Genomic DNA, 25626 nt, shown 5'->3' on the forward strand with positions numbered 1-25626 from the left:
GCTTAAGTTTTTACTGGCGTCGAAGCCGATGGTGAGCTAGCGTTCTTAGCGCTTACCTATCGGAAAAGTAAACAATGGCTCACTATGCGATCAAGCTGGTGCGATTGGAGAGTGGCGAGCGCCTCCCGATACTGTGTGATCGACAGAGTGGTCTGCCGATCCATAAGGTAACTTTGTGGGTGCTGACAGAGTTGCGCGCAGTGAATTTGTCAGTCAGCACAATCCAGCAAGCACTGCAGTCAATAATGGTTTTGTTGAATGTGCTTGATGAGTTGGAAATTGATTTGGTCGAGCGGCTATATGGTGGTGCCTTTCTAACAGTCGGTGAAATTGAGCTTGTCGCTCGGCGCTGTAAGTTTCCAGCTGGTGAAGTAGCAAAATCGCTAGGTGCAATGCCCGGCGGGAAAGTAAATGCTGTAGAGAAGTCAAGTCCTCAAGTCAGCGTGAGCACTGTTTCAATCAGATTGTATTACATAAAACGCTATCTGGGTTGGCTTGCTACCACTCACTTGATGGCCATTGGTGCGGGCAGTCCAAATTTTCTACCGTTAGAAAAACTCAAAGTGCTGGTCTTGGAGTCTGTGCAGGCACGAATCCCATCAGGTCGGCATTATCTAGGAAGTGGTTCGAAAGCAGGTTTGAGTGAAAGCGACTTGAAGTTGATGCAGCGGCATGTTGCGCCAGATTTCGAGGCGAATCCTTGGGGGGGAGCCCACGTTCGGCAGAGGAACTATCTAATTTTTCGCTGGCTACTCTCGCTAGGGGTTCGCAGAGGCGAGCTGCTCGGGATAAAGATTTCAGATATTAACTTTCAAAGTAATGAGGTGTTCATTGCCAGACGATCAGATGATCCCGCTGATCCTCGGCGGCGCCAACCTTGTACGAAAACCTCGTCACGGTTATTGGCACTTGATCCTGAACTGGCGGGATTGACCCGGAACTACATCATGTCAGACCGAAGGATGATTCCGGGGGCACAGCGGCATGAGTTCTTATGGGGAGCGATGGGAACTGGAAGACCTATGAGCCTTGCGTGTTTGAACAAGATTTTCAAAACCTTGCGCCTAAATTGTGAACTCCTACCCGACGATCTATCCCCGCATACTCTCCGACACACCTGGAATGAGCTGTTTTCTGATGCTGTAGATAAACATGGGGTTTCACCTGAGTTAGAGCAAAAAATACGCTCTCGGATGATGGGGTGGTCTGAAACGTCTGGAATGGCGAAGGTTTACAATCAGCGTCACATTAGAAAAAAAGCAACTGAAGTTTCATTGGAAATGCAAGGCAGAATTAGCATGGCCGGAGGCTCAGATGAGAAAAAGTCAAAACAAGAAACCGCCGACTAAAGGTGAAGAACTTCCATTTCCGCCCCTGCCTTCGCAGATTCGGACTAAAGGGGGCGTTGATCTAGACCCTCGACAATCGCTTTGGTCTTACCAAGATGGCCTTTATTCAATTTTAATGGATTTTTCTACATTAAACTTTACTCCGTTGTTTATGAATTCGTTCCGTCTGACGTTAATTTGGTTCGTCGAGAATCGGGCGCCGTCAACATTCTTGGGGCACTTTCGTGCTCTGAAAAACTTTGCGATGCGGGTACAAAAGAATCATAGAGCACCGTTAGATGAGATATCTCAAATTACTATTCTGAAGTTTTGTGATGCGGAAGATTTCAGTACCAGAAACCTTTTCTCTTTATTGCGCCGATGGCACGCATTAGGGCTTCCGGGGGTGAACGAAGATATTATTTACGTCCTTGATCATAAAAAATTACGGCGTCGAGAGCTTGGCGGGGCCGTTTTGACCTGGGACCAAGATTTAGGACCCTTTACTGAAATTGAACAAGAGGGTATTCAGGGCGCGCTTATTGATGCTTACGGAGCGGGATTGCTGACCGAAGAGGCGCATACTCTGTCCTGGTTGTTTGTTGTTCTGGGGGCACGTCCTATCCAGATTGCGGCGATGAAGGTTTGCGACGTTGTACGTTCTGTGGCGGGTGACGGAACTGAGTCATACTTGATCTATGTTCCTAGAGCAAAGCAACAAAACGCATTAATTCGGCAAGAGTTAAAGCCAAGGGTTTTGATAAATCAACTAGGCTGCCTGATATTTCGTTACGCAATGAATGTAAGGTCGGAATTTGTCAGTGTTCTAGCTGACCCTTCACAGGCACCTTTATTTCCTATACCTGCGAACCTGCGTTCGGGGTTGGATCAGAATCTGCCCGAGTGGAGCAAGTTTCATCGTACTAGCGAAAGCATTAGCAAGTTTTTAGTCAGGTCCCTAGAACATCTTTCTGTCTGCTCTGAGCGCACAGGGAAAGCTATTAATTTATGTGCAATACGGTTTCGCAGAACCATGGGTACAAATGTTGCGCGAGAAGGGCATGGGGTTCACGTGATAGCGGAACTGCTCGATCATACGAGAACAGATACTGCTGCTGTATATGTTGCGGCAACTCCCGAGCTTGCAGTACGCATAGATAAAGCAACCGCTCTGCACATGGCTCCTTTAGCTCAGGCATTCAAAGGTAAATTGGTTGATCATGAATCTCAAGCAGTTCGCGGCTCGGATTCATCTAGTCGAATTGTCGATTTGCGAATAGACCAAATTGCACGGCCTATGGGGTCTTGCGGTAGTTATAGCTTCTGTGGGTTAAACGCCCCCCTTGCTTGTTACACCTGCCAGTGTTTTCAGCCTTGGTTGGACGGACCTCATGAAGCTGTCCTGGAGTTTCTCTTAGAGGATAAAAAGCGCTTTTCTGATGAGCGTATTTCATCGATCAATGACCGCACGGCGCTCGCCGTAGCTCAAGTTGTCCAGCTCTGCCGTGAAAGAAGGAAACAGATCGATGAATGAAAATGTTTTTGTGTTTAAGTCGCTAAAAGATCAAACAATGGAAGAAAATCTGCAAGATTTTATTTCGTTGGCAAAAAAAATCAAGGTTTTTGGCGACGATCTGGACTTTGAAAGTGATGCGTGGGACGTCTCTGATTATGTGAGGCTGAAAAGACGGAACACTCGATCTCGAATAATTTTTCGCGGCTTCCCGAGCGTGAAGGGATTCAAAGATTCTGATAGCTTCAGTCAACCTTACAAGGACTTTGCCAAAGCTTATTGTAGTTACGACTACTCGATGGTTGCTTACACTACTGTAAGCTCACGGCTGGCAGCTCTACGGGCGCTGGCAATGGCCCTAGAGGAAACAGAAGAATGTATCACGCCGGTCAAAGCCTCCATTTTACATTTTAATAGGGCCTGCTCAATCCTCAATGAGCGCTATCAGATCGCCTCAGCTTTTATGGCTGCAGAGGAGCTTAAAAGGATTTCCAATTTTCTGGTACGACAACAACATTGCTTGTTGCCCGCCCCATGGCGAAATCCTCTCAAATCCCCAAAAAACATTCAACGTAGTGTAGGGCCTGAATTTGATTCGACCCGACGTGCTCGGTTGCCCTCGCCGGAGTCTCTATCAGCGATCGCTGAAATTTTTGGGGCCGCCCGGCAGCCGGGCGACGTTTTTACGTCCAGTATTTGTGCCGTCTTAGCTTCTGCACCCAGTCGTATCAATGAGGTGCTTTCGATATCAATTAATTGTGAAGTTGAAGAGTTCGACGCTAAGAGTGATCAGTTTCTGTACGGTCTTCGCTGGTTTCCTTCGAAGGGAGGAAAACCACAAGTGAAATGGGTGGTTCAATCGATGGCCAGTGTGGTGCGTGATGCTGTAGAAAAGCTGAGGGCTTTGTCAGAGCCTGCAAGGGAGATTGCTATATGGTACGAGTTTAACCCAGATCGATTGTTTCTGCCTCCCGAGCTTGAAGAACTACGCAACAGCCATCTGTTGTCGGCAAAACAAGTCAGTAGGGTTGTTTTTCTAGATTCTCCCTTGAGTAGTGATGAAACTAGGCGTGGCGGGGACTGGTGCAGAAAGCACAATATACCTGAGGTTATTCCGTACGACCCAAAACATAAGGACGCACCCAGGTACGCCTTTCGAGATGTGGAAAGGTCAATACTTGAGCTCAAGCCAAAGGGTTTCCCATATGTGGATAAGAAACGTAATTTTAAGTACAGCGATGCTTTGTGTTTGGTTCGAAAAAACGAGCTGAATAACATTATGACCTATCGAGCTGTGATTGTATTGCCAGACACAGGCTACATTCAAGCTCAGCTAACCGGCACCCCGTCAGTGACCAACATCTTTGATAGGTTTGGTTTTTCCGAAAAAGACGGGGGTAAGATGCAAATTACTACGCATCAGTTTCGGCACTACCTGAACACGGTGGCTCAGATGGGAGGGCTTTCACAACTTGATGTTGCTAAGTGGAGCGGTCGGGCAAAGATCACACAGAACAAATGCTACGACCATCAATCTGATCGGGACATTCTTGCTTTGGCTAGGGAGGCCCTAGGTAACCCAGAGAAGTCAGCTGGCTACGTTGCAAGTATTCCTCAGAGTAGTTTGATCAGTCGGGATCAATTTGCCGAGCTTAAAATTCTAACTGCGCACACCACTGATCTAGGCTACTGCGTGCATGATTTTTCGATGCTGCCCTGTCAGCTACATCGCGACTGTTCAAATTGCGACGAGCACCTCTGTATAAAAGGTGATCCTGTTCGAGAACGCGCCTTACGAAAACATCGTCAAGAAACGGAATCACTATTGCAGAAGGCGCTCAAGGCGCTGGGCGAGGAGCAGTTTGGTGCCAACCGTTGGGTTGAGCATCAGACGCTGACGTTAAAAAGGCTGAACGACTTATGCGCAATCCTGGACGATCCTGACGTTCCAATTGGTGCTGTGATCAGGCCCAGTGGTGTCGTGCCTGCATCGAAGCTGCAGCAGTTAGTGGGCTCTGTCCAGGTGCTACAGAGTGAGATCGGACAGGACACAGGCACCTATCTGCGCCCTAGGCTTGCTTCGGAAGAGGAAAAAGGATGAGCCGCTCAAGAAATCTCACTCCCTCCGCAATTGAGCAGGTTGTATCGATCTTGGACGGATGGGCCGGGAAGTTGACCTGGGATTTGCTCATCGTTGCAGTCTCCCGGCATTTGCGAAGTACCTATACGCGGCAAGCTTTGCACAAGCACGAGCGGATTCGGCACGCCTTCACTCTACGCAAGCAGGCACTCATGGAATCGCCTGTGTCGAAGAAAGCTGCCACCCCTGAGCTGCAAGCGGCCGCCGATCGCATCGCCCGACTGGAAGGGGAAAACCAGCGTTTGCGAATGGAAAATGAGCGGTTACTCGAACAGTTCGTGCGCTGGGCCTATAACGCGTTTAGCCGGGGTTTGAATGAGCAATTCCTATCTCGCCCTCTGCCTCCGACAAACCGGCAACGGACGCCTTAGAAACCGCTCGGCTCGAAGCATTGCCGAGCAATTTCATCATTGGTATCAGGGGAGGGGAACAGTCAATGAATATCGACAAGACTACCCGGCTAATCAGCACTCGAAGTGAGATGAATGCCAACCAGCTGCTCACTGCGGGTTGGACGCTTCTGCTGGTAGCCGACCGGCAGCAGGGTGAACATCAGTGGCAGTATGTGTTCGGATGGCAACGTGAAACTGAACCCGCAGAGATAACTTTCCACGGTTTCGAAGATGGACCTGATCCAATCTAAGATCATTTACCTTGCGCGTTTTTCTGTTTCATCATGCTTGGGCAAATCAATCAAGGTGAGTGCGGTGAGATGAGCGCGGTGGTTAGGGGGAGCAAGCACTCCCCACCTGGGCCTCACCTCTCCAGGCGGACTCGCAATCGTCGGGCACGCTCTTGGAACGCGGTGTTACCGCTGTAGTGGTCAATCAGATCGATCTACTGCATCCGGCTTGAAAGTTCATTTTTGTCGCTCACCGCCGCCAGGCAGCTCCTGCGAAGCGGGTCCTTGGATAGAGCCGTACCTGAGCAAAGCGGTCTTAATTGTGGCAACCCCCAAAGTGTTGCCTAGGAGCTGCCTCGATTGTCCTACGGCCCCTCCATGAGAGTAGGTTGCTTACTCTTTCCGGATTTCAACAATCGTTGCCGCACTGCCCTCCATCCGGAAGTCGAACGCCACCTTGTCCCCCACCTTCAGTCCTTCAAGCTGCTGCGCGGTCGCCTTGAACCCCATGGTCATCGCTGGCCATTTCAACGCGACCACTGGTCCGTGTGCCAAGAGGACCTTGCCCTGATCGAGATCGATGGTTTTGATCGTACCCTCCGCGTGGGCGACCAGTGCCGCTTGCTCGGCCTTCATCTGCATGTCCTTCATGCCTGCCATGCTGTCCTGGGCCTGTGCACCAGTCGCGAAAGCCAACATCAGTACAGCGCCGAGATAGACGTTTTTCATCGGGTTTCTCCTAGTTTGGAATTATTAGTTACTGCGAGATTACGGCGCCGGACTAACCAATACGCCGCCGGGATAACGAACAGAGAGAGCAAGGGGGCAGAGAGCATGCCGCCCACCATGGGCACGGCGATGCGACTCATTACTTCGCTGCCGGTACCATCACTCCAGAGAATTGGCAGCAGGCCTGCGACGATCACCGCCACAGTCATCGCCTTGGGTCTGATGCGTTGCACCGCACCCTCACGGATCGCTTCCAGTAGCGCCAGTTGCGTGCGCTCACTATTGGACTGTCGCTCGGTCCATGCGTTGTTCAGGTAGATGAGCATAATCACCCCGAACTCCGCCGCGACCCCAGCCAGGGCGATAAAGCCCACGCCGGTGGCCACCGACAAATTGAAGCCCATCAGGTACAGCAGCCACACGCCGCCGGTAAGGGCAAAAGGTAAAGTGCCCATGATCAGTAGCGCCTCGCTGAGGCGACCGAATGTCAGATAGAGCAGCACGAAGATGATCACCAGTGTCGCCGGTATCACCCAGGCCAGACGTGCGTTGGCGCGCTCCAGGTACTCGAACTGGCCGGAATAGCTCAGGCTCATGCCAGGATCGAGCTTCACCTCGCGACTCGCCACCTGGCGCAGGTCGGCGACCACAGAGGACAGATCACGACCTCGCACGTCGATGTATACCCAACCGGATGGGCGGGCATTCTCGCTCTTGAGCATCGGAGGACCTTCCGTGATGCGCACATGGGCCACGGTGCCGAGAGTGATCTGGCCGCCTTGCGCGGTGTAGATCGGCAGTTGGCGCAAGGCTTCGACCGAGTCGCGCCATTCGCGGGGGTAGCGCACGCTGATCGGGTAGCGCGCCAGGCCCTCGACCGTCTCGCCGATGGTCTCGCCACCAATGGCACCGGCAACGATGGACTGCACGTCGGCAATGTTCAGGCCATATCGAGATGCAGTCTGGCGATCGATGTCAAGATCGATGTAACGGCCGCCGGTCAAACGTTCGGCCAGTGCCGAGGTCACACCGGGCACGGTTTTGGCGGCTCGCTCGATGGCTTGGGTCGTGCGGTCGATCTGCGTCAGGTCGCTGCCCGCCACTTTCACGCCGATCGGGCTCTTGATGCCGGTGGCCAGCATGTCGATACGATTACGGATCGGTGGAATCCAGATGTTGGTCAGGCCCGGTATCCGCACCGTACGGTCGAATTCCTCGATCAGCTTTTCGGTGGTCATGCCCGGACGCCACTGATCTTTCGGCTTGAGCCGCACGATGGTTTCGAACATCTCCAGCGGCGCCGGGTCGGTCGCTGATTCGGCTCGGCCAGCCTTGCCGAACACGCTGGCGACCTCGGGCACGGTACGGATCAGCCGGTCGGTGCGTTGCAACAGCTCCGAGGCCTTTTGCGCCGACAGGCCTGGCAGGGCCGAGGGCATGTACAGCAGGTCACCTTCGTCCAGCGGTGGTAGGAATTCCCCACCCAGCTGGCTCAATGGCCACAGGCTGCTGAACAAGATCGCCAGCGCGCCAACCAGTGTCATCCAGGGCCAGCGCAGCACCACTTCCAACGCAGGCCGATACAGACGGATCAGGCCGCGGTTGAGTGGGTTACGTTCCTCTGCTGGCAGAGGGCCGCGAATCCAGTAGCCCATCAGCACGGGTACCAGGGTCACCGCCAGCCCTGCCGCGGCTGCCATGGCGTAGGTCTTGGTGAACGCCAAGGGAGCGAACAGTCGTCCCTCCTGGGCCTGCAAGGTGAACACCGGTATGAACGACAAAGTAATGATCATCAGGCTGAAGAACAGCGCCGGCCCCACCTCGACCGCCGCCTCGGTCATCACGTTCCAGTGCTGCTCGCCGCGCAGCGACATCCCCGGGTTGCGTGCATGCCAGGCTTCGACTCGCTTGTGCGCGTTCTCGATCATCACCACGGCAGCATCGACCATCGCACCGATGGCGATTGCGATACCGCCAAGCGACATGATGTTGGCGTTGATGCCTTGATGGCGCATGACAATCAGAGCGATCAGTACCCCTACCGGTAGCGAGACGATTGCCACCAGCGACGAGCGCAGGTGCCAGAGAAACGCCGCACACACCAGCGCGACCACGATAAATTCTTCGATCAGCTTGTGGCTGAGGTTGTCCACTGCGCGATCTATCAGTTGGCTGCGATCATAGGTCGTGACAATCTCCACGCCCTTGGGCAGGCTCTTTTTCAGCGCTTCAAGCTTGTCCTTGACGTGGGCAATGGCCTCCCTGGCGTTTTTGCCACTGCGCAGAATCACCACACCGCCAACGGCCTCGCCCTGACCATCCAGCTCACCGATACCCCGACGCGCTTCTGGGCCAAGTTGCACCGTGGCGACATCGCCGAGTGTCACCGGCGCACCGTTGGTGGCCAGGCGCAGGGGAATGGCGCGGAAGTCGTTCAACGTCTTCAGGTACCCTGACGCCCGCACCATGAACTCGGCTTCGCCTTGTTCCAGCACGCCGCCACCGGTTTCCTGGTTGGCCTTTCCAATAGCGTCCGACACCTCCTCTTGGGTGATGCCCAGGCTGGCCATCCGCAGCGGATCAAGCACCACCTGATACTGCTTGACCATCCCGCCGATGCTCGCCACTTCAGCGACATCCGGCAAGGTCTTGAGTTCGAAGCGCAGGAACCAGTCTTGCAGGCTGCGCAATTGCGCCAAGTCATGCCCACCACTGCGGTCGACCAACGCGTACTGATAGATCCAACCCACGCCGGTGGCGTCCGGCCCGAGCACCGGCTTTGCCGACGCCGGCAAGCGCGACTGCACCTGGCTCAGGTACTCCAGTACCCGCGAGCGTGCCCAGTACAGGTCGGTGCCATCCTCGAACAGCACGTAGACAAAGCTGTCACCGAAGGCCGAGAAGCCGCGCACAGTCTTGGCCCCCGGTACCGAGAGCATGGTGGTTGTCAGCGGGTAGGTGACCTGGTTTTCGACGATCTGTGGCGCCTGACCTGGATAGGAGGTACGGATGATCACTTGCACGTCCGACAGGTCCGGCAGTGCATCGATCGGCAGGCTGCGCAGCGAGAACACGCCCCAGGCCACCAGGAACAGTGTGGCGAGCAGCACCAGCACTCGGTTGCCCACCGACCAGCGAATCAGTTTCGCGATCATGGTTGACTCTCCAGCGCATTGATCTGCTCGATCACCATGCCCTCATCCCGCTCGCGGACTCCGAAGCGAATACGTTGGCCCAACTTCAGCCCGACAATCAGCGTTGGATCAGACACGGGGAAGGTCATGGTCATGCCAGGCATGCCCAGGGTGAGGAAGGGACCGTGAGCGATCGTCAGCTGATTGCCCTCGATTTGCACGATGCGTCCGTCTGCCTCATGCAGTGCGGGCAGTGCTGGTGCAGGTGGGGATTCCTGCGTGGTCATGGCCTCAATGCCCTTTAGGCTGGCTTCGGAGTCGATGAGGAACTGACCCGATGTCACCACCCGCTGGCCTGACTGCAGCCCTTGCAGCACGGCAACCTGGCCGCCGCTCTCCTGACCCAGCACCACTTCCACTGGGCGGAAACGACCTTGGTCTTCGGCCAGCATCACCAGATCACGTTTGCCGGTGCGGATGACTGCTTCGGCGGGTACTAGCAGTGTGGTATCGGTTTGCCCGGCTGGATGCAGGGCGACCTGGGCGGACATCCCCGGTCGCAGCCGGCCGTCGCGATTGGGTAGCTCGATACGCAGGCGCAAAGTACGGCTTTGCGGGTTGGCGTCTGCAAGCAAAGCGGTCAGCTTTCCCGGCACGGCTTCACCTGGATAGGCGGGTAAATGCGCCTGCACTGCCTGCCCCTCGCGCAGGCCCTGGGCCTGCGCCTCCGGCACTGCGGCTTCGAGCCAGACGTTGGCCACACCATTGATCCGCGCCAGGGTAGCCCCTGGCGCCAAGCTCATGCCCGGACGCAGGTCCAGCGTTTGGATCACCCCGGCGCTTGGTGCTAGCAGCGTGACAAGGTTCTGTACCTTGCCAATGCGCGCGACCCGCTCGATGAGCTCGGCAGGCATTCCGGCCAGCAATAAGCGTTGACGGGCTGCGGCCTGCAGTTCGCCATCGCCCAAGCGCCGCAGTGCCAGATACTCCTCCTGCAATCCTGCCCATTCGGGGGTCAAGACATCGGCCAGCGGTGCGCCCTTGGCCACGACATCGCCCGTGGCTCGGCCATAGGTGCGTTCGACAAATCCTGCGGTCCGTGCTTGCAGCACACTGAAATCTCGCTCGTCGAAGGCCAGCACACCACTGACCTGCAGCGTGCGTTCGAGGCGGCCTTGGCCCACTGTCGCGAGCCGCACGCCGAGGTTCTGCTGTATACCCGTGGTGATCTGTACCGCAGGCGCTGCTTGATCCTGTGTGCCATCGGCATATTTGGCGACCAATGGCATGTCCATGAAAGGTGACTTACCAGGCTCAGAGAAGTGCTGTTGAGGGTACATCGGGTCATACCAGTACAACGCTTTGCGTTGTTCTGGTGTCGGCGCCGGTCCACTTTGGGACTGTTGAGCCAGCCAATAGCCCGCACCACCGCCTATGGCCAGTGCGAGCGCTGCGATCAATCCTATCGACATAGGTCTCATGCCCGAACCTCTCCATATGCGAAGTGCAAGCGCGCCGCTGTCGCGGCTAATTGCCCTTGCAGGTCGATATCCTGTAGCCGGGCCTCGAGCCGCTGGCGTCGTGCCGCAAGCACCTCACTCAATGTCGACTTTCCCGCCCGGTAGTCCGCCAGTGCCAGGCGAACCCGGTCCTCGGCGAGGGGCAATAGGGTCTCGCGGCTACGGGTCACTGCCCGTTGCAGGCGCTGGTATTCCGCCAGATCTGACTCCAACCGCTCGGTATGTTCACGCAGCGCAGCCTCTTGCTCGTCTTCCAGCTGGCGCACCTCAGCTTGCCGCGCAGCGATCGTTGGGTCTTGGCGAGAGCCTGTGAACAGCGGCAACTGGAAACTGACTTGCACGCTGACCATGTTGCTAAAGTCCGGACCACGACGTTGGTAATCCAATTGCCAGCCCCAATCCGACTTTTTCTCGGCGACCGCCTGATGAACCTGTGCTTCGGCTTCACGGGCCTTGGCGCCGTAGGCCGCCAGTTCGGGGTGCGCATGCAGTGCGTGCAGATATTCCGGCGCTTTCACTGGCCACTGCGGAAACACCGGTGCTTGTGCATCCACGTCCTGTCCGACCCAGCGCTTGAGTGCCGCTCTTGCCTGGGCCGCCTGGCTCATTAGCAGGTCCTTTTGTTCATCCAGCTGTGCTACTTCCTGACTCGGCGCAAGCGCATCGGCCGACGCCCCCCCCCCGCCGGCTAGACGAGCCCTCACGGCGGAAGCCAGCAGGCGGCTTTCCTTATAGAACTCATCGAACTGTTGCAGCTTGCGTTGCACCGTGTAGGCGGCTACCCAAGCCTGCGCCGTCGCCGCGCGCACCTTCAAACGCTCGAAGACAGCTTCGGCATCAGCGCGTTCGACTGTGGCCCGTGCTGTCTCGACTCGTGCGTTGCGCTTGTCGCGGTTGGGCACCTCTTGAGAAAGCCCGACCACTTGCATGGTCATGAAGTCTCGGTTGGTGCTCCAGCGATCGCTGCCCTCGATCGGTAGATTCTGGACCCCGAGGTTAAGCCGCGGATCGGGTAGTTCACCCGCTGGCACGACTAAGTGACGCGCCACCGACACTTGCTCTTGGCGTGCCTGAAGCGAAGGCGCATTACGCTCAGCCAATTGCAGCGCATCATCCAGAGAAAGCGAAGCCGCCTGCGCCGATAGCATCGGTAGCAGCATTACCAAGGCAGCCGGAAGTATCCGTCCTGTAGTGAAACGTAGGGGAGTCATGACCACGATTCCTCGAAAAACCAGCGCACAGGCGCATGCCATCGTTCGGCCGCCAAGGCAGAACAACGGGTTTGAGGTTTACGAAGGAATCAGGCGCGCGGAGGACGCCAGTGATCTGGCGGCGCTCGAGTTACCAGGCTTACGGCATAAGCATCCGCAGGGGGCGCAGTAGAGAAGGTCAGCTGGGGTTCGAGCAAGCTGACTTGAAGTGTGCTCGCGGTTCTACACTCTTGGCCGACTTTGCAGGCTTTGGAGGCTTTGGAGGCTTTGGAGGCGTGCTGGGAAGACTTCCCTTGGTCCTGGTCCTGACAACAGTCGTGCTCCATGCCCGCCATCATTTCCATGTCCATCGCCTGCATTGGGCAGGGCTCGATGGGCGAGTCAATTCCCGCCATACCGTTGAGGGGAAGCGATAGAACGAGCAGCAGGATGGTGAGCAGTCGTACAAAGCGGATCATAGTGGTCGAGTGTAGGTTAAATCGATTAGCCCGGCATTAATGGTGGGCACGATCATTCATCGGCCGCTTCCTGGCAGGAAATGCAATGTGGAATGCAGTCTCACCGTCCTCCGGTGCGCACCATATCCGTCCGTTGTGTGCTTCGACGATGGAACGGGTTATTGCAAGGCCGAGTCCGGCGTTGCTGGGCCCCCCTTCCCGTCTTGCCGGGTCGGCCCTGTAGAAGCGGTCAAAGATTTTCTTGGCATGCTCTGGAGCAATTGTGCCCCCCCCATTTCGAGTAGTGAGGGTCACGGTGTCAGAGGTTTCCTGGATCCCTACCGAGATTGAGCTTCCTTCGGGGGTGTACCGCATAGCGTTCGACAAGATGTTGGAAAGGGCACGGTCGATCATGAGTGTATCCCCAGAGACAACACCCTCTCCTTGGAGGGTTAGCCGTATACCCCGATCCTCAGCCACCAATTGGTAGTAGTCGAAGAGCTTAGCCACTAGCTTTTCGAGTTTGATATCAACTTGCTCAGGAATGATGAGGCCATTGTCGGCTTTGGCGAGGAAGAGCATGTCATCGATCATTCGAGACATTCGCTTCAGTTCCTCCAAATTCGAGTACAGGTTCTCCTCGTACGCGACCAAATCACGTTTTTTTGTAAGCACTACCTCGGTATGCGTTAGCAAGTTACTCACTGGCGTTCTTAGCTCATGTGCGATATCGGCCGAAAAGTTGGATAGGCGAATGAATGCATCTTCTAGACGCGCAAGCATCCCGTTGAAAGACACGATCATTTCCTGAAGCTCAAGGGGCACAGGCTCCAACGGGATGCGCTCTTGGAGTGATCTCGCGGACATGGATGTCGCAACCTTCGTTATCTGCTCGACGGGACGCAACCCACTTTTTGCAACCACCCAACCCAATGCCGCGCTGACCAATGCGCTAATGACCAAGCCGATACTGAACCACCGTTGCAGCGTTTCAAAGAAGTGAGCATGGCTAGTGACATCCAGCATCAGCATGACGGTACCCAGGGCTGGATCGCCTTGGATCTGAACGCGAGAGGTTACACCACGGAAATTATGGGAACTGTCTTGCCACTCCCACATATTGTCCTTTCCCGCCACCTTGTATCGGTCGGGGATTAGGGTGGTTTTGAGATCAGAAAAAAGTACGCCGCCATCCGAGGTGAGAATTTCCGCCGTCAAATCTTGGTGTGCGCCCAGCAGCGCGCGCAGTTGTTCTCGCAGCTCCTCTTGCCTCGTCCCTTGTGTTTGAATTGACAGGATGTGCCTTGTCGACTCCAGTTTCTCGGACAGTGCCTGCTCATCAAGCATGCGAAAGTGATGCTGGCTTAACATGTTGACGCTGATGCCTGCGACCACCAGTACCGAAATGACCGCGAACATGATCATGAGGGTCAGACGCTTGACCAGCGAGGACTGGGATAGCATCACTCTGGCTCATCCATCATGTAACCCATTCCACGGGCGGTATGAATGAGCTTCTGAGCGAAATCGTCATCGATCTTTGCACGTAGGCGGCGAATTGCTACCTCAATCACGTTCGTGTCGCTGTCGAAGTTCATGTCCCAAACCTGGGAGGCAATCAAGGACTTGGGCAGCACTTCGCCGCGTCGGCGCATCAGCAGCTCAAGAAGAGAGAATTCTTTGGCAGTCAGATCGATTCGCTTGCCGCTTCGGGTGGCTCTGCGCTTGAGTAGGTCTACCTCAAGGTCTGCCATCTTCATGGTGGTTTGGGCTGAGGCACTGGTTCCCCGGCGTAGTAATGTTCGTACCCGAGCTAGCAATTCAGAGAAGGCGAAGGGCTTGATCAGATAGTCATCGGCGCCCAGTTCAAGGCCCTTCACTCGATCGTCCACTCCATCCCGAGCGGTCAGGAACAAGACCGGGACGTCCTTACCTGCAGCACGAACCATCCGCAGGACTTCCCACCCATCCAACCCCGGCATCATGACGTCGAGGATCAACAGGTCGTAGCTCTCACTCAGTGCATTTTGAAGAGCGTCGGTACCCGAGAGGACTCGGTCAACGGTGAACCCTGCCTCTGCCAGGCCCTGCTGCAAGTAGGCTCCCGTTTTCGGCTCATCCTCAGCTACGAGTAATTTCATGTGCTCCAACCCCAAAGGTGTACATGCCCAGTTTGCAGCAAAAACACCACCTAACCAGAACCTGACGCAAAAGTAATTTAGGTATCAGGCCGCTGTCAGGCAGCCCCGTCTACGGTCATTCATGACAGGCATTTCAATCGATCCTGTCTGTCATTTAGCGGTAGCAGTGACCCTGACAACCTGATGGAGATCGTCCTGTGAAATCGCTCAAACCCATGATTCTTGCTACAGCTATGCTGATATCGTCAGCTGCGTTTGCTGAAGGTGGAAGCGACCGCGCGCTTGAAAGAATTCAGTCACTTCGAGACAAGGCCGAAGCTGTGTTGATCAAGGCGGAGAAAGCCGACCCCAGCCAACGGCACGTTCATATGAAAGAACACATGTCTATGCTTCAGGATTTGATGAGCCAATTGCATCAAGACCACCCCAAAGCCGGCATGTCAAAGGATGAGCATCTCGTGTGGATGGAGAAACACGACAAGATGGTAGATGACGTCCTTGGTCAGATGGTTCGTGAACACCAGCTCATGATGGCGGACAAGGAATGTCATCCATAATCCATTCTTCGTGGCCGTTCCCCAGTGCTCCTTGGCCTTGCGGCGCCCAACCGGCGCCGTTTTTTTGGGTGACGCGTGGCTGCAGTTTTCCTTGGTCAGCCTCTCGAAAGGTCCGGAACAGATGAGGTTCCTTGGACCCTAGAAGCTGACAGATCTGTAACGTCGAGCTCAGCTACCTGAAAGCGAGGCGGGGCTATTGTTGACTCCAAGCCTACCCAATGGGCCTCCAACTGACTGCAGAGAGACTAGGAATGAACATGGTGAAAGCGCTTGTGATGATGATCACTTTTGGTTTGGCTGGCGTTGCCCTAGCTGAAGGTGGTGCCGACCGCACTTTTGCAAGGATGGAGACAGCTCGCCAATCGTCTATGCAGGCCTATCAGATCGCGCAGCAGAAGAAGGACACCGTCCCAGTTGCTGCTAAGCACCGAGAGACCAAACACGAGAATTGCTGAGTCGAGCTTACAGAAATGTAATCACTCACGAATCTTTTGTGTGGCAGCTTCAGAGTGCTCGTTCCCGCCGCATCTTGTGTATGAAATTCACAAAGCTTGCGGGAATTCTAAGGAAACGGGGTGCTGCGGCTTCGCGCAGGCCCGGATATCAGCGAATTACCTGACTCACTGGACACTACGGCATGCAAAGCAAAACCACGAGACGATCCTTCGTTAAAGGCTTGGCCGCCACTGGATTATTGGGTGGATTGGGCATGTGGCGCACGCCGGTGTGGGCCGTGACCAGCCCTGGCCAAGCTAACGTGCTGACAGGGAACGATTTTGATCTGTATATCGGTGAGCTGCCAGTCAATATTACCGGAGCTGCTCGCACGGCAATGGCGATCAACGGCTCACTGCCCGGTCCCATTCTTCGTTGGCGCGAAGGTGACACTGTCACCCTTAGGGTTCGAAACCGTTTGCAGCAGGACACATCTATTCATTGGCACGGCATCATTCTGCCGGCAAACATGGATGGTGTCCCAGGCCTAAGTTTCCATGGCATCGCACCCGATGGCATGTATGAGTACAAGTTCAAGGTCCATCAGAACGGTACCTACTGGTACCACAGCCATTCTGGTCTTCAGGAGCAGATCGGAGTGTACGGCGCATTGGTCATCGATGCGAAGGAGCCCGAGCCGTTCACCTACGAGCGAGACTACGTCGTGCTGCTCAGCGATTGGACGGACGAGGACCCTGCCAGAGTACTGTCCAAGCTCAAAAAGCAGTCGGACTACTACAACTTCCATAAGCGGACGGTTGGCGACTTCGTCAATGACGTCAGTGAGATGGGTTGGTCAGCAGCAGTAGCGGATCGGAAAATGTGGGCTGAGATGAAAATGAGCCCCACTGATTTGGCCGACGTTAGTGGCTATACCTACACCTATCTCATGAATGGCCAGGCTCCGGACGGTAACTGGACGGGTATCTTCAAGCCGGGCGAAAAGATCCGCCTGCGCTTCATCAACGCATCCGCGATGACGTACTTCGATGTGCGGATCCCTGGTTTGAAAATGACTGTAGTCGCAGCCGATGGACAGCATGTCAAGCCGGTGAAGGTGGATGAATTCAGAATTGCAGTAGCCGAAACCTTCGATGTCATCGTCGAACCAGATGACGCACAGGCTTACACCATTTTTGCGCAATCCATGGATCGTACTGGTTACTCCAGAGGCACCCTGGCCGTGCGCGAAGGTATGCAAGCACCAGTACCAGCCGTTGATCCACGCCCTCTAATCTCGATGAGCGATATGGGCATGGATCACGGCAGTATGGGTGGGATGGACCATGGAAGTATGGCCGGCATGGACCATAGCAAGATGGCTGGGATGGGCCAGGACAGCATGGCTGGCATGGATCACAGCAAGATGGCTGGGATGGGCCAGGACAGCATGGCTGGCATGGACCACAGCAAGATGGCTGGGATGGGCCAGGACAGCATGGCTGGCATGGACCACAGCAAGATGGCTGGGATGGACCAGGGCAGCATGGCTGGCATGGATCACAGCAAGATGGCTGGGATGGGCGGCGCCATGCAGGTTCACCCTGCGTCGGAGACCAATAATCCATTTGTCGACATGCAAACGATGTCGCCAACACCTAAGTTGAACGATCCAGGAATCGGACTGCGGAACAACGGGCGTCGTGTCCTTACCTACGCAGATCTGCGAAGCACGTTCGTTGATCCCGACGGCCGCGATCCAGGTCGAACAATCGAGCTTCACCTCACTGGTCACATGGAAAAATTCTCCTGGTCCTTTGACGGAATCAAATTTTCAGATGCCGAGCCGCTGCGTCTCAAATATGGCGAGCGTCTTCGCATCACCTTGGTCAACGACACCATGATGACGCATCCAATTCACCTTCATGGCATGTGGAGTGATCTGGAAGACGAGAACGGTAATTTCATGGTCCGAAAACACACCATCGACATGCCGCCTGGCTCTAAACGAAGTTACCGCGTAACTGCGGATGCATTAGGCCGTTGGGCCTATCACTGCCACCTACTGCTCCACATGGAAATGGGCATGTTCCGAGAAGTCCGTGTGGACGAATGATCTGGAGATTTGAGATGAGCAAACCAATGAAACGTAGCGCCTTTTTCTTCTCTGCTGCCATGGTAGGACTTCTGGCTGTTTACGCCCCGTCCTCGTGGTCCGGTGAAAACCATGACCAACATTCCCAGAAGTCTGTAGATACACCTAACGCAGCGAAATCCAACGCAGGAGCAAAGACGGCGCAGGATAAGCAGGCCGGTAGCATGGACCATGGCTCCATGAAAGGCATGGATCACGGGTCCATGGAAGGTATGGATCACGGCTCGATGGAAGGTATGGATCACAGCAAAATGATGGAATCGCAGGGCGGGGATAAAGTTAAGGCAGGGAAAGATGACCAATAGGCTGGCACGACCATCGCTCTTGGCATTGGCTGTCTCCCTGAGCGCATTCGGGGGGACAACTAGTTTCGCGGCTGAAGAAATGGACCATTCGGCAATGGGGCATGGATCTATGCAAATGGACTCTGCCCCTTCTCAAAACCCGATGCCGGGTATGGACCAGAGCCAGATGGGAGCAAGCAAGCAGGAGAAAAAACCTGCCCTTGTTGATCATAGCAAGATGGATCATGGCGCCATGCAGGGTGGCATGGGCACCATGGATCACCGCACGATGGGACATGGTCAACCTAAGGTGAAGCCTGCCCCTATGGACCACAGCAATATGGGTCATGGGAGCATGGAAGGGATGGGGCCCGGAACGATGGATCATTCGAAAATGAACCACGGTTCTGCTGATGCACCTACTGCAGTCAGTCGTACCCCAATTCCTGTCCTGACGGATGCAGACCGTAAAGCGGCTTTTCCCCCTTTGGGCGGTCATGAGGTTCACGACAGCGCCATCAACAGCTTCTTCTTGTTAGATCAGCTGGAGTATCAGGATGCTGACGAGGGTAGCACCTTGGCTTGGGATGCCTCTGGGTGGGTTGGTGGCGACATCAATCGTCTTTGGATTCGCTCTGAGGGCGAGCGAACAAATGGTGTAACCGAGGATGCCGAGCTGCAGCTCCTCTACGGCCGATCAATTGGTCCGTGGTGGGATGTTGTTGCAGGGGTGCGCCAGGATTTCCAACCCGAATCTCCCCAGACGTGGGCAGCCTTTGGTATTCAGGGTATGGCTCTCTATGCGTTTGAAGCGGAAGCCACAGCGTTCATTGGTGAGAATGGCCAGACTGCCGCACGGTTGGAAGGCGATTACGACATCCTTTTAACCAATCGCCTCATCCTACAGCCCACCGCCGAAGCGAACTTCTATGGCAAAAATGACCCTGAGCGTGATGTTGGTTCGGGTCTTGCCAATACCGAGGTGGGTCTACGTCTTCGGTATGAAATTGTTCGCCAATTTGCTCCCTACATAGGCGTCACCTGGAGCCGCTCTTACGGCAATACTGCTGACCTGATTCGGGACGAAGGCGGGGATGTGAGTGAAGCGCGTTTCGTTGCCGGTATTCGGATGTGGTTTTGAGAACCTGACATGAAAAAAACAATTACAACGTTGGTCGCAGCTGGCGTCGTGGGTAGCGCGGCTGTATTGGGAGCCGCCTATTTTGGTCTGGTCAACGTGGGCGCTGATGACCCTCATTTCCCCGCTGTGCATGCTTTTCTCGCCATGGCGAGAGATCGCTCCATCGAAGTGCGTGCCAAGGATATCGAGGTGCCGAATCTCAAAGATGAAACCCTGATTCGAACAGGCGCCGGAAACTACAATGCCATGTGCATTGGCTGTCACCTCGCTCCAGGCGTTGATAAGACCGAGCTCAGTCAAGCGCTTTACCCGTCTCCACCCGATCTCTCCAAGATCGGTGTTGGTGGGGGCGCTGCCGCTGCATTCTGGACTATTAAACACGGCATCAAAGCCACAGGCATGCCTGCTTGGGGCAAGAGCATGGGTGATCAATACATCTGGGGGATCGTTGCTTTCTTAGATCAGCTCCCACAGATGAACGCTGAGCAATACAAGTCAATGGTAGCGACCAGCGGCGGCCACCAGCACGGCGGTGGGGAAAGTGATATGCACAATCATGAAGGCCAGCACGATAAAAGTGACGCTGATCACCACGGCGAGGCGGCCTCCGCGAAGGGCCATCATGATATGGGAGAGCCTGAAGCCCATCATGCGCAGCCTGCAGATGCCAAGCCTGAAGCCGATCACCACAACGAGCATGAAGTCACGGAAGCTGATAGTGACCATCACTCCAAACCGACCCCAAAGTCGCATACTCACAAAGATGGTAAGGAGCACACCCATGAGGGCTAGAAGGCGATTCCTTAGCTTGGCAGCACTCGCTGCTTTTCTCGTGCTTCCGCCAGTCAACGCGGCAGTGCCAACCACTATTGACGTGCACCGGGATGCAAACTGCGGGTGCTGTAAAAAGTGGATTGCTCACTTGGAGCAAAATGGCTTCAAGGTCATCGATCACGTTGAAGCCGATATGAGTGCTGTTAAGCAGAAGCTAGGGGTAGCGCCGCGCCTAGCTTCCTGTCACACCGCAGTGATAAACGGAAAGTTCGTTGAAGGCCATGTTCCGGCCGAACAGATTCGACAGCTTTCAGAGCGAAATGATTTGGTTGGGGTCGCCGTGCCTGGTATGCCTGCTGGTTCTCCAGGAATGGAGGGGGATGGCGTAAGTCATGCTTACCAGGTCATAGGCCTTACCATAGGTGGGGAAGATCGCGTGGTTGCAAATTATCCTGCCAAGTAAACCTACCAACCAACGAAAACGGCGCCTTCCTGGCGCCGTTTTCGTTGGATATGTGAGCATCTGAACTCCTCAATTCTGGCCGCGGCAACCAATCCCGGATGTACGGTACTCGAGGATGTTGAGCTTTCCAGTTGAGTCTTCATAGTTCATCTGTGCTGGCATCACGTCGCAGCTACCCCGGTTCGAGGTCACGCTGATCACTTTGGCCACGTCGAGCTTCATCCCATACCGATAATGGGTGACCTCAGGTTCGTTTTTCCCGTTGGCGGCGGCGTACGCCCGCATTGCTTGCTCATTTGCCTGAATCATCTGGCCATGCAGGCGGTCTGAGCCCCCCTCAGCCAGTGCAACCGAGGAGGCAGTAAGAATCAGCAAGGCGGCAATACTTTTGAGAGCTTTCATGTTCATCACTCCGATCTGGTGTGATTGAATCTTAAGCGGGTTGACCTGTCGGCCAAATGATCGGGGGATTACATCTAAGTAAGCCTTCTTTGCACTAAATCGGGAAAACGACGGTTGATAGAGTAGCCATCTTCATCGACCGCGCTGTGGCTAAGGAAACAGCGTTGATGCCGACTCCGGTCCTTCCAGCCTGTCGATACGCTGCTTACAGGTTACGCCGATCAAGCACAGGTTGGGGGCTCTGCTATCAGACCGCTCGGAACTCTACCGTCAGATGGCAGACTTCGTGAACCGGCTTGATCCGTTCACGAATACTCTCCGCGCTGCCAGTGTCTTCACCAAGAACGCTGACGATAGCGGCATGGGCTTGTGGTCCCACCCGCCAAACATGCAGATCCGTAATCGTGACATCCCCCGGTTTTTCAACCAGTTCGCGAATCTCATCGGCGACATGTACGTCTGTCTGATCCAGCAGTACTCCTGCAGTAACCTTCATCAAGGTCCAGGCCCAACGCGCAATAACGATGGCACCTACGATCCCCATAACCGGGTCCAGCCACGCCCAACCGAGATACCGGCCGGCGAGCAGTGCAGCAATCGCTAGCACCGAAGTGAGCGCGTCAGCGAGGACATGGATGTAGGCCGATTTCAGATTGTTATCGTGCCCGTGGTGAACATGGTCATGGTCATGACTGTGGCCGTGACCCAGCAACAGTGCACTGACAACATTGACTATCAATCCGGCAATCGCGATTAGCGTAGCGGTACCGAACTGAACGTCTGTTGGTTGCAAGAGGCGCATGACAGATTCAATGCCAATTCCCAAGGCGACGATTCCGAGAATCAATGCAGAGGCAAAACCGCCCAAGTCCCCTACCTTTCCTGTACCGAAACTGTAGCGTTGGCTGGAAGCGTGCCGTTTTGCATATCCGTATGCGGCCGCCGCGATGCCCAATGCACCGGCATGAGTTGCCATGTGAAATCCATCGGCCAATAAAGCCATCGAGCCTGTGAGATAGCCTGCGGTGATCTCTCCAACCATCATCACAACGGTCAATGCCACGACCCAAAGCGTTCGCTTGGCGTTTTCATCATGTGCCGAGCCAAGAAACATATGGTCGTGTGTGTGGTTGATGCTGGTGCTGCTCATGTGCGTATACCCGGATCCGTTCACTTGGAGTAACGGCGAATGGCTTCAAGAAGCTCTTCGACGCCTTTTTTGCGCTCTTCTTCGCTCAGCGCCGGGTTAGCAACATGCTCCCGCGCGTGGTCTTCGATGATTTCCTCCATCAATCCGTTGATAGCTCCGCGAGTGGCGGCGACAAGATGCAACGTTTTGGCGCAATCGAGATCAGACTCCAGCGCCCGCTCAATGGCCTGGACTTGTCCGGCGATACGTTTAACGCGTTTGAGAAGATCGTCTTTGTTTGCCGCGATATGACTCATGGAGTACTCCTACCTGAATTATGCGCATAATAGGCATACCCCCTATACCTATGCAAGGCAGGGCGTTCTGCACGTTATGAAGCCCTTCGCTCGCTTCACCCACCGACGGTGTAGTCTGTGAGGACGGGGCAGAGACCTCAGTCGACGCGGTGATAGGGCGCACCGGATTCAAGCCGGCGCTGGGGCACTTAGCGAGCCTCGGGGCAGTCACTGGGGACGGTCGCGTCGAAGTTACAGGTACACGTGCAGTGGATGCGCCTGGCCTATGGCTGGTGGGTTATGGAGAGTGGACAGGCTCTACATCCGCCACCTTGATCGGGATGACGCGCACAGCCAGGAGCACTGTCGCTGCCATCGAGCAGTTTCTGGTGAGAGCGGAGGCGTGAGTGCCTCCGCTCTCTCTGCGTGATCAGTGCGTCTGCTGCGACATTTCGCTATGTCTGGGCAACCCGATCGAGATGAGCGCGGCGGCCAATACGAAAATGCTGGAAACCCACAGGCAAGCCTGCAAACCATAGGCTTGGAACACCCAGCCCGACAGCAGCGTACCGACCAGCCGCCCCAGGGCGTTGGACATGTAGTAGAAGCCTACGTCCAGGGAGACGCCGTCTTCCTTGGCATAGCTGACGATCAGGTAGCTGTGCAGCGATGAGTTCACCGCGAACAGCACGCCGAACAGCATCAACCCACCGAGCAGAACCAACTGCGCCGACCAGCCCGCCGATAGGCCCACAGCAATAAGCGCAGGCAATCCAGCCAGTGCGATTGCCCAGATGAAGGCCACTCGGCCGTCCGGCACATGACCTCGTTTCTTGCCGGTGATGTGAGGAGCAAACGACTGGACGATGCCGTAGCCAATGATCCACGCGGCGAGGAAGCCGCCGACCAGCCAGAAGTCCCAGCCAAACGCGGTGCTCAGGTACACCGGCAGCGCCACGACGAACCAGACGTCCCGGGCACCGAAGAGAAACAGCCGTGCGGCCGAGAGGATGTTGATGGCTCGGCTCTTGGACAGCATGTCGCGGAACTTGGGTTTGGCCTTGGCTTTGCCCAAGTCCTTTTTCAGCAGCACCAGACTACCGATCCAGATCATGGCCAGTACTGCTGCCATGGCCAGCACCGCCAGGGTGAAGCCGAGCAACGCGAGCAGTGCTCCGCCGAGGAAAAAGCCCACGCCTTTGAGCGCGTTCTTCGAGCCCGTCAGGATGGCCACCCATTTGTAGAGCGTCCCCTGTTGGCTGTCCGGTACCAGGAGCTTGATGGAGCTCTTGGCGCTCATCTTGTTCAGGTCCTTGGCGATGCCGGACAGCGCCTGGGCGGCCATTACCCACGGCACCGTCAGCCAGGCTGCCGGCACCGTGAGCATCAGCAGTGCAAAGACCTGCATGCCCAAGCCGATGTTCATGGTGCGGTTGAGCCCCAGGCGGGCGCCGAGGTAGCCACCCACCAGGTTGGTGATCACGCCGAACACTTCGTAGAAAAGGAACAGCGCTGCGATCTGCAGCGGCGTGTAGCCCAGCGAATGGAAGTGCAGTACCACCAACATGCGCAATGCGCCGTCGGTGAGGGTGAAGGCCCAGTAGTTGCCGGTAACCAGCAGGTACTGACGCACTTCCGCAGACAGGGCTGACAACGCCTTCATGATCGCTGTTTACTCCGCTGCGCCGACCAAGCGGGCCAGTTCCGCTGCACGGTTGGCGTAGCCCCATTCGTTGTCATACCAGGCGTAGAGCTTCACCTGGGTGCCATTGACCACCAAGGTCGACAGCGCGTCGATGATCGAGGAGCGCGGATCGGTGCGGTAGTCGATGGATACCAGTGGACGCTCTTCGTAGCCCAGGATGTCTTTCAACGGGCCTTCGGCCGCCGCCTTCAGCAGCGCGTTGACCTCTTCAGCCGTCGTCTCACGCTCGACTTCGAACACACAGTCGGTCAGCGAGGCGTTGGCCAGCGGTACACGCACGGCGTGACCATTCAGCTTGCCGCGCAGCTCGGGGAAGATCTCGGCTATCGCAGTGGCCGAACCCGTGGTGGTTGGGATCAGGCTCATGCCAGAGGCGCGGGCGCGGCGCAGGTCTTTGTGCGGCGTATCGAGGATGCTCTGGGTGTTGGTGAGGTCGTGGATGGTGGTGATCGATCCGTGGCGGATGCCCAGGTTCTCGTGAATCACCTTGACCACCGGGGCCAAGCAGTTGGTAGTGCAGGAGGCGGCGGTAACGATGCGATGCTGCGCCGGGTCGAACAGGTGCTGGTTGACGCCCATCACCACGTTCAGTGCGCCTTTCTCCTTCACTGGAGCGCAGACCACTACACGTTTGACGCCCTGATCCAGGTAGGCCTGGAGCACGGCTACCGACTTCATCTTGCCGCTGGCCTCGATGACCAGGTCGCAGCCCGACCAGTCGGTGTCTGCGATGGTCTTGTTCGCGGTGACCTGAATGCGCTTGCCGTCGATCACCACCGTACTGCCCTCAGCACGGGCTTCACGGTGCCAGCGGCCGTGGACCGAGTCGAAGTTGATCAGGTGGGCATGGGTCTCGGCGTCGCCGGCCGGGTCATTGATCTGTACAAACTCGAACTCTGGCCAGTCCCAAGACGCGCGCAGCGCCAAGCGACCGATGCGGCCAAACCCATTGATGCCTACTTTGATTGCCATGTTGTTGTTCTCGCGTAGCCGTCAGGGGACGGTCAGAGGGTATTGGCGAACTGGTTGATGTAGTCGACGTGCGCAGGGTTCTGGATCGCACGTGGGCGCAGAGCCTGGACTTGGGCAACTGCTTCCTGCACAGGAATGCCGCACTCGATCATCAGGCGGGCCGCAAACAGGCCGGTGCGGCCGGAGCCACCTTTGCAGTGAATGGCGATCGTCTTGCCAGTCATCACCAACTCTTTCAGGCGTTCCCGGTGGATCTCCCAGGCGGCAGCAAATGGCTCGCCGGGTGCCTGGTCGTCTTCCACCGGCAGGTGGAACCATTCGAGGCCCAGCAGTTGACACTCCTCAGGCAGCAGGTCGATCTCGTTCTGCAGCAGTTCTTCACTCGGCATCAGAGTTACCAGTGCACTCGCACCGGCTTCGCGCAGCGTTGCCAACGCCTGAGATACTGAGGTGTCCTTGGTACCTGGGCACGGAGTGAAGATCAGCTGGCCGACCAGTTCGGAATTGGCCAACACGGAATACGGGTGCAATTGCATGC

General features: G+C 55.9%; 23 protein-coding genes. 11 read left to right on the plus strand and 12 right to left on the minus strand.

Annotated elements, in window-relative coordinates:
* Positions 1 to 74 precede the first annotated feature (74 nt).
* From HWV67_RS27965 to HWV67_RS27980, 4 genes are all read left to right on the plus strand, one after another.
* Entirely contained in the window at positions 75 to 1349 is a 1275-nt protein-coding gene (locus tag HWV67_RS27965; protein ID WP_175653570.1) for a tyrosine-type recombinase/integrase, read from the plus strand.
* Positions 1315 to 2862: a site-specific integrase gene (locus HWV67_RS27970; protein ID WP_175653571.1), complete on the plus strand. Its 1548-nt coding sequence runs from the start codon at positions 1315 to 1317 to the stop codon at positions 2860 to 2862. The genes HWV67_RS27965 and HWV67_RS27970 overlap by 35 nt, the downstream gene beginning before the upstream one ends.
* Complete coding sequence (locus HWV67_RS27975) at positions 2855 to 4942, plus strand: integrase (protein ID WP_175653572.1); 2088 nt, start codon at positions 2855 to 2857, stop codon at positions 4940 to 4942. Before HWV67_RS27970 ends, HWV67_RS27975 begins: the two co-directional genes overlap by 8 nt.
* Before the next feature lie 475 nt (positions 4943 to 5417).
* Positions 5418 to 5624, plus strand: coding sequence for a hypothetical protein (locus HWV67_RS27980; RefSeq protein WP_175653573.1), 207 nt, complete (start codon positions 5418 to 5420; stop codon positions 5622 to 5624).
* Positions 5625 to 5996: 372 nt separating this feature from the next.
* On the opposite strand, the gene HWV67_RS27985 is transcribed toward HWV67_RS27980, so the two are convergent.
* From HWV67_RS27985 to HWV67_RS28010, 6 genes are all read right to left on the minus strand, one after another.
* Entirely contained in the window at positions 5997 to 6332 is a 336-nt protein-coding gene (locus HWV67_RS27985) for a copper-binding protein (RefSeq protein ID WP_175653574.1), read from the minus strand.
* On the minus strand, positions 6329 to 9487 hold the full coding sequence (locus tag HWV67_RS27990; RefSeq protein WP_175653575.1) for an efflux RND transporter permease subunit: 3159 nt from the start codon (positions 9485 to 9487) through the stop codon (positions 6329 to 6331). The genes HWV67_RS27985 and HWV67_RS27990 overlap by 4 nt, the downstream gene beginning before the upstream one ends.
* Positions 9484 to 10947 carry an efflux RND transporter periplasmic adaptor subunit gene (locus HWV67_RS27995; RefSeq protein ID WP_175653576.1) on the minus strand — a complete coding sequence of 488 codons (1464 nt, stop codon included), beginning with the start codon at positions 10945 to 10947 and terminating at the stop codon, positions 9484 to 9486. The genes HWV67_RS27990 and HWV67_RS27995 overlap by 4 nt, the downstream gene beginning before the upstream one ends.
* A complete protein-coding gene (locus HWV67_RS28000; protein WP_175653577.1) occupies positions 10944 to 12197 on the minus strand; it encodes a TolC family protein in 1254 nt (417 codons plus the stop codon). The genes HWV67_RS27995 and HWV67_RS28000 overlap by 4 nt, the downstream gene beginning before the upstream one ends.
* 494 nt (positions 12198 to 12691) lie before the next feature.
* Positions 12692 to 14098 (minus strand): heavy metal sensor histidine kinase, encoded by a 1407-nt coding sequence (locus HWV67_RS28005; RefSeq protein WP_175653578.1) that lies wholly within the window; start codon positions 14096 to 14098, stop codon positions 12692 to 12694.
* Complete coding sequence (locus HWV67_RS28010) at positions 14098 to 14775, minus strand: heavy metal response regulator transcription factor (protein WP_023628542.1); 678 nt, start codon at positions 14773 to 14775, stop codon at positions 14098 to 14100. Before HWV67_RS28010 ends, HWV67_RS28005 begins: the two co-directional genes overlap by 1 nt.
* A gap of 197 nt (positions 14776 to 14972) precedes the next feature.
* Between HWV67_RS28010 and HWV67_RS28015 the strand changes: the two genes are divergently transcribed.
* The 7 genes from HWV67_RS28015 to HWV67_RS28045 all read left to right on the plus strand — a co-directional run bounded on the left by HWV67_RS28015 (position 14973) and on the right by HWV67_RS28045 (position 20584).
* Positions 14973 to 15332, plus strand: coding sequence for a co-regulatory protein PtrA N-terminal domain-containing protein (locus HWV67_RS28015; protein WP_049274248.1), 360 nt, complete (start codon positions 14973 to 14975; stop codon positions 15330 to 15332).
* A 251-nt stretch (positions 15333 to 15583) separates the two neighbouring features.
* The gene (locus HWV67_RS28020) at positions 15584 to 15787 is read left to right on the plus strand and encodes a co-regulatory protein PtrA N-terminal domain-containing protein (protein ID WP_031314397.1); all 204 of its coding nucleotides are present in this window, start codon (positions 15584 to 15586) and stop codon (positions 15785 to 15787) included.
* A 182-nt stretch (positions 15788 to 15969) separates the two neighbouring features.
* Positions 15970 to 17883 carry a copper resistance system multicopper oxidase gene (locus HWV67_RS28025; protein WP_175653579.1) on the plus strand — a complete coding sequence of 638 codons (1914 nt, stop codon included), beginning with the start codon at positions 15970 to 15972 and terminating at the stop codon, positions 17881 to 17883.
* A gap of 14 nt (positions 17884 to 17897) precedes the next feature.
* Positions 17898 to 18227 carry a hypothetical protein gene (locus tag HWV67_RS28030; RefSeq protein WP_175653580.1) on the plus strand — a complete coding sequence of 110 codons (330 nt, stop codon included), beginning with the start codon at positions 17898 to 17900 and terminating at the stop codon, positions 18225 to 18227.
* Positions 18217 to 19347 (plus strand): copper resistance protein B, encoded by a 1131-nt coding sequence (locus tag HWV67_RS28035; protein ID WP_175653581.1) that lies wholly within the window; start codon positions 18217 to 18219, stop codon positions 19345 to 19347. The genes HWV67_RS28030 and HWV67_RS28035 overlap by 11 nt, the downstream gene beginning before the upstream one ends.
* 9 nt (positions 19348 to 19356) lie before the next feature.
* Positions 19357 to 20139 (plus strand): c-type cytochrome, encoded by a 783-nt coding sequence (locus tag HWV67_RS28040; protein WP_175653582.1) that lies wholly within the window; start codon positions 19357 to 19359, stop codon positions 20137 to 20139.
* The gene (locus HWV67_RS28045; protein WP_088851393.1) at positions 20129 to 20584 is read left to right on the plus strand and encodes a DUF411 domain-containing protein; all 456 of its coding nucleotides are present in this window, start codon (positions 20129 to 20131) and stop codon (positions 20582 to 20584) included. The genes HWV67_RS28040 and HWV67_RS28045 overlap by 11 nt, the downstream gene beginning before the upstream one ends.
* 69 nt (positions 20585 to 20653) lie before the next feature.
* On the opposite strand, the gene HWV67_RS28050 is transcribed toward HWV67_RS28045, so the two are convergent.
* The 6 genes from HWV67_RS28050 to HWV67_RS28075 all read right to left on the minus strand — a co-directional run bounded on the left by HWV67_RS28050 (position 20654) and on the right by HWV67_RS28075 (position 25624).
* Entirely contained in the window at positions 20654 to 20986 is a 333-nt protein-coding gene (locus HWV67_RS28050) for a DUF2790 domain-containing protein (protein WP_031314395.1), read from the minus strand.
* Between the two features lie 247 nt (positions 20987 to 21233).
* Positions 21234 to 22136: a CDF family Co(II)/Ni(II) efflux transporter DmeF gene (dmeF, locus tag HWV67_RS28055; protein ID WP_175653583.1), complete on the minus strand. Its 903-nt coding sequence runs from the start codon at positions 22134 to 22136 to the stop codon at positions 21234 to 21236.
* A 20-nt stretch (positions 22137 to 22156) separates the two neighbouring features.
* The gene (locus HWV67_RS28060; protein WP_175653584.1) at positions 22157 to 22432 is read right to left on the minus strand and encodes a metal/formaldehyde-sensitive transcriptional repressor; all 276 of its coding nucleotides are present in this window, start codon (positions 22430 to 22432) and stop codon (positions 22157 to 22159) included.
* A 409-nt stretch (positions 22433 to 22841) separates the two neighbouring features.
* A complete protein-coding gene (gene arsJ, locus HWV67_RS28065; RefSeq protein ID WP_175653585.1) occupies positions 22842 to 24074 on the minus strand; it encodes an organoarsenical effux MFS transporter ArsJ in 1233 nt (410 codons plus the stop codon).
* Positions 24075 to 24083: 9 nt separating this feature from the next.
* A complete protein-coding gene (locus HWV67_RS28070) occupies positions 24084 to 25088 on the minus strand; it encodes an ArsJ-associated glyceraldehyde-3-phosphate dehydrogenase (RefSeq protein WP_175653586.1) in 1005 nt (334 codons plus the stop codon).
* A 32-nt stretch (positions 25089 to 25120) separates the two neighbouring features.
* Positions 25121 to 25624 carry a cyclin-dependent kinase inhibitor 3 family protein gene (locus tag HWV67_RS28075; RefSeq protein WP_175653587.1) on the minus strand — a complete coding sequence of 168 codons (504 nt, stop codon included), beginning with the start codon at positions 25622 to 25624 and terminating at the stop codon, positions 25121 to 25123.
* Between the last annotated feature and the right edge of the window lie 2 nt (positions 25625 to 25626).

Source organism: Pseudomonas sp. Marseille-P9899 (genome assembly GCF_903166565.1).
Taxonomy (GTDB): Bacteria; Pseudomonadota; Gammaproteobacteria; order Pseudomonadales; family Pseudomonadaceae; genus Aquipseudomonas; species Aquipseudomonas huaxiensis.

Excerpts from the sequence above, each read along its gene's own strand:
- HWV67_RS28045 (WP_088851393.1), top strand. The coding sequence starts at position 20,129 with ATGAGGGCTAGAAGGCGATTCCTTAGCTTGGCAGCACTCGCTGCTTTT.
- HWV67_RS27995 (WP_175653576.1), bottom strand. The coding sequence starts at position 10,947 with ATGAGACCTATGTCGATAGGATTGATCGCAGCGCTCGCACTGGCCATA.
- HWV67_RS28070 (WP_175653586.1), bottom strand. The coding sequence starts at position 25,088 with ATGGCAATCAAAGTAGGCATCAATGGGTTTGGCCGCATCGGTCGCTTG.
- HWV67_RS28030 (WP_175653580.1), top strand. The coding sequence starts at position 17,898 with ATGAGCAAACCAATGAAACGTAGCGCCTTTTTCTTCTCTGCTGCCATG.
- HWV67_RS28025 (WP_175653579.1), top strand. The coding sequence starts at position 15,970 with ATGCAAAGCAAAACCACGAGACGATCCTTCGTTAAAGGCTTGGCCGCC.
- HWV67_RS27985 (WP_175653574.1), bottom strand. The coding sequence starts at position 6,332 with ATGAAAAACGTCTATCTCGGCGCTGTACTGATGTTGGCTTTCGCGACT.
- HWV67_RS27975 (WP_175653572.1), top strand. The coding sequence starts at position 2,855 with ATGAATGAAAATGTTTTTGTGTTTAAGTCGCTAAAAGATCAAACAATG.
- HWV67_RS28040 (WP_175653582.1), top strand. The coding sequence starts at position 19,357 with ATGAAAAAAACAATTACAACGTTGGTCGCAGCTGGCGTCGTGGGTAGC.
- HWV67_RS27965 (WP_175653570.1), top strand. The coding sequence starts at position 75 with ATGGCTCACTATGCGATCAAGCTGGTGCGATTGGAGAGTGGCGAGCGC.
- HWV67_RS27970 (WP_175653571.1), top strand. The coding sequence starts at position 1,315 with ATGAGAAAAAGTCAAAACAAGAAACCGCCGACTAAAGGTGAAGAACTT.
- HWV67_RS28035 (WP_175653581.1), top strand. The coding sequence starts at position 18,217 with ATGACCAATAGGCTGGCACGACCATCGCTCTTGGCATTGGCTGTCTCC.
- HWV67_RS28060 (WP_175653584.1), bottom strand. The coding sequence starts at position 22,432 with ATGAGTCATATCGCGGCAAACAAAGACGATCTTCTCAAACGCGTTAAA.
- HWV67_RS28000 (WP_175653577.1), bottom strand. The coding sequence starts at position 12,197 with ATGACTCCCCTACGTTTCACTACAGGACGGATACTTCCGGCTGCCTTG.
- HWV67_RS27990 (WP_175653575.1), bottom strand. The coding sequence starts at position 9,487 with ATGATCGCGAAACTGATTCGCTGGTCGGTGGGCAACCGAGTGCTGGTG.
- HWV67_RS28020 (WP_031314397.1), top strand. The coding sequence starts at position 15,584 with ATGAACATGGTGAAAGCGCTTGTGATGATGATCACTTTTGGTTTGGCT.
- HWV67_RS28005 (WP_175653578.1), bottom strand. The coding sequence starts at position 14,098 with ATGCTATCCCAGTCCTCGCTGGTCAAGCGTCTGACCCTCATGATCATG.
- dmeF (WP_175653583.1), bottom strand. The coding sequence starts at position 22,136 with ATGAGCAGCACCAGCATCAACCACACACACGACCATATGTTTCTTGGC.
- arsJ (WP_175653585.1), bottom strand. The coding sequence starts at position 24,074 with ATGAAGGCGTTGTCAGCCCTGTCTGCGGAAGTGCGTCAGTACCTGCTG.
- HWV67_RS28010 (WP_023628542.1), bottom strand. The coding sequence starts at position 14,775 with ATGAAATTACTCGTAGCTGAGGATGAGCCGAAAACGGGAGCCTACTTG.
- HWV67_RS28050 (WP_031314395.1), bottom strand. The coding sequence starts at position 20,986 with ATGAAAGCTCTCAAAAGTATTGCCGCCTTGCTGATTCTTACTGCCTCC.
- HWV67_RS27980 (WP_175653573.1), top strand. The coding sequence starts at position 5,418 with ATGAATATCGACAAGACTACCCGGCTAATCAGCACTCGAAGTGAGATG.
- HWV67_RS28075 (WP_175653587.1), bottom strand. The coding sequence starts at position 25,624 with ATGCAATTGCACCCGTATTCCGTGTTGGCCAATTCCGAACTGGTCGGC.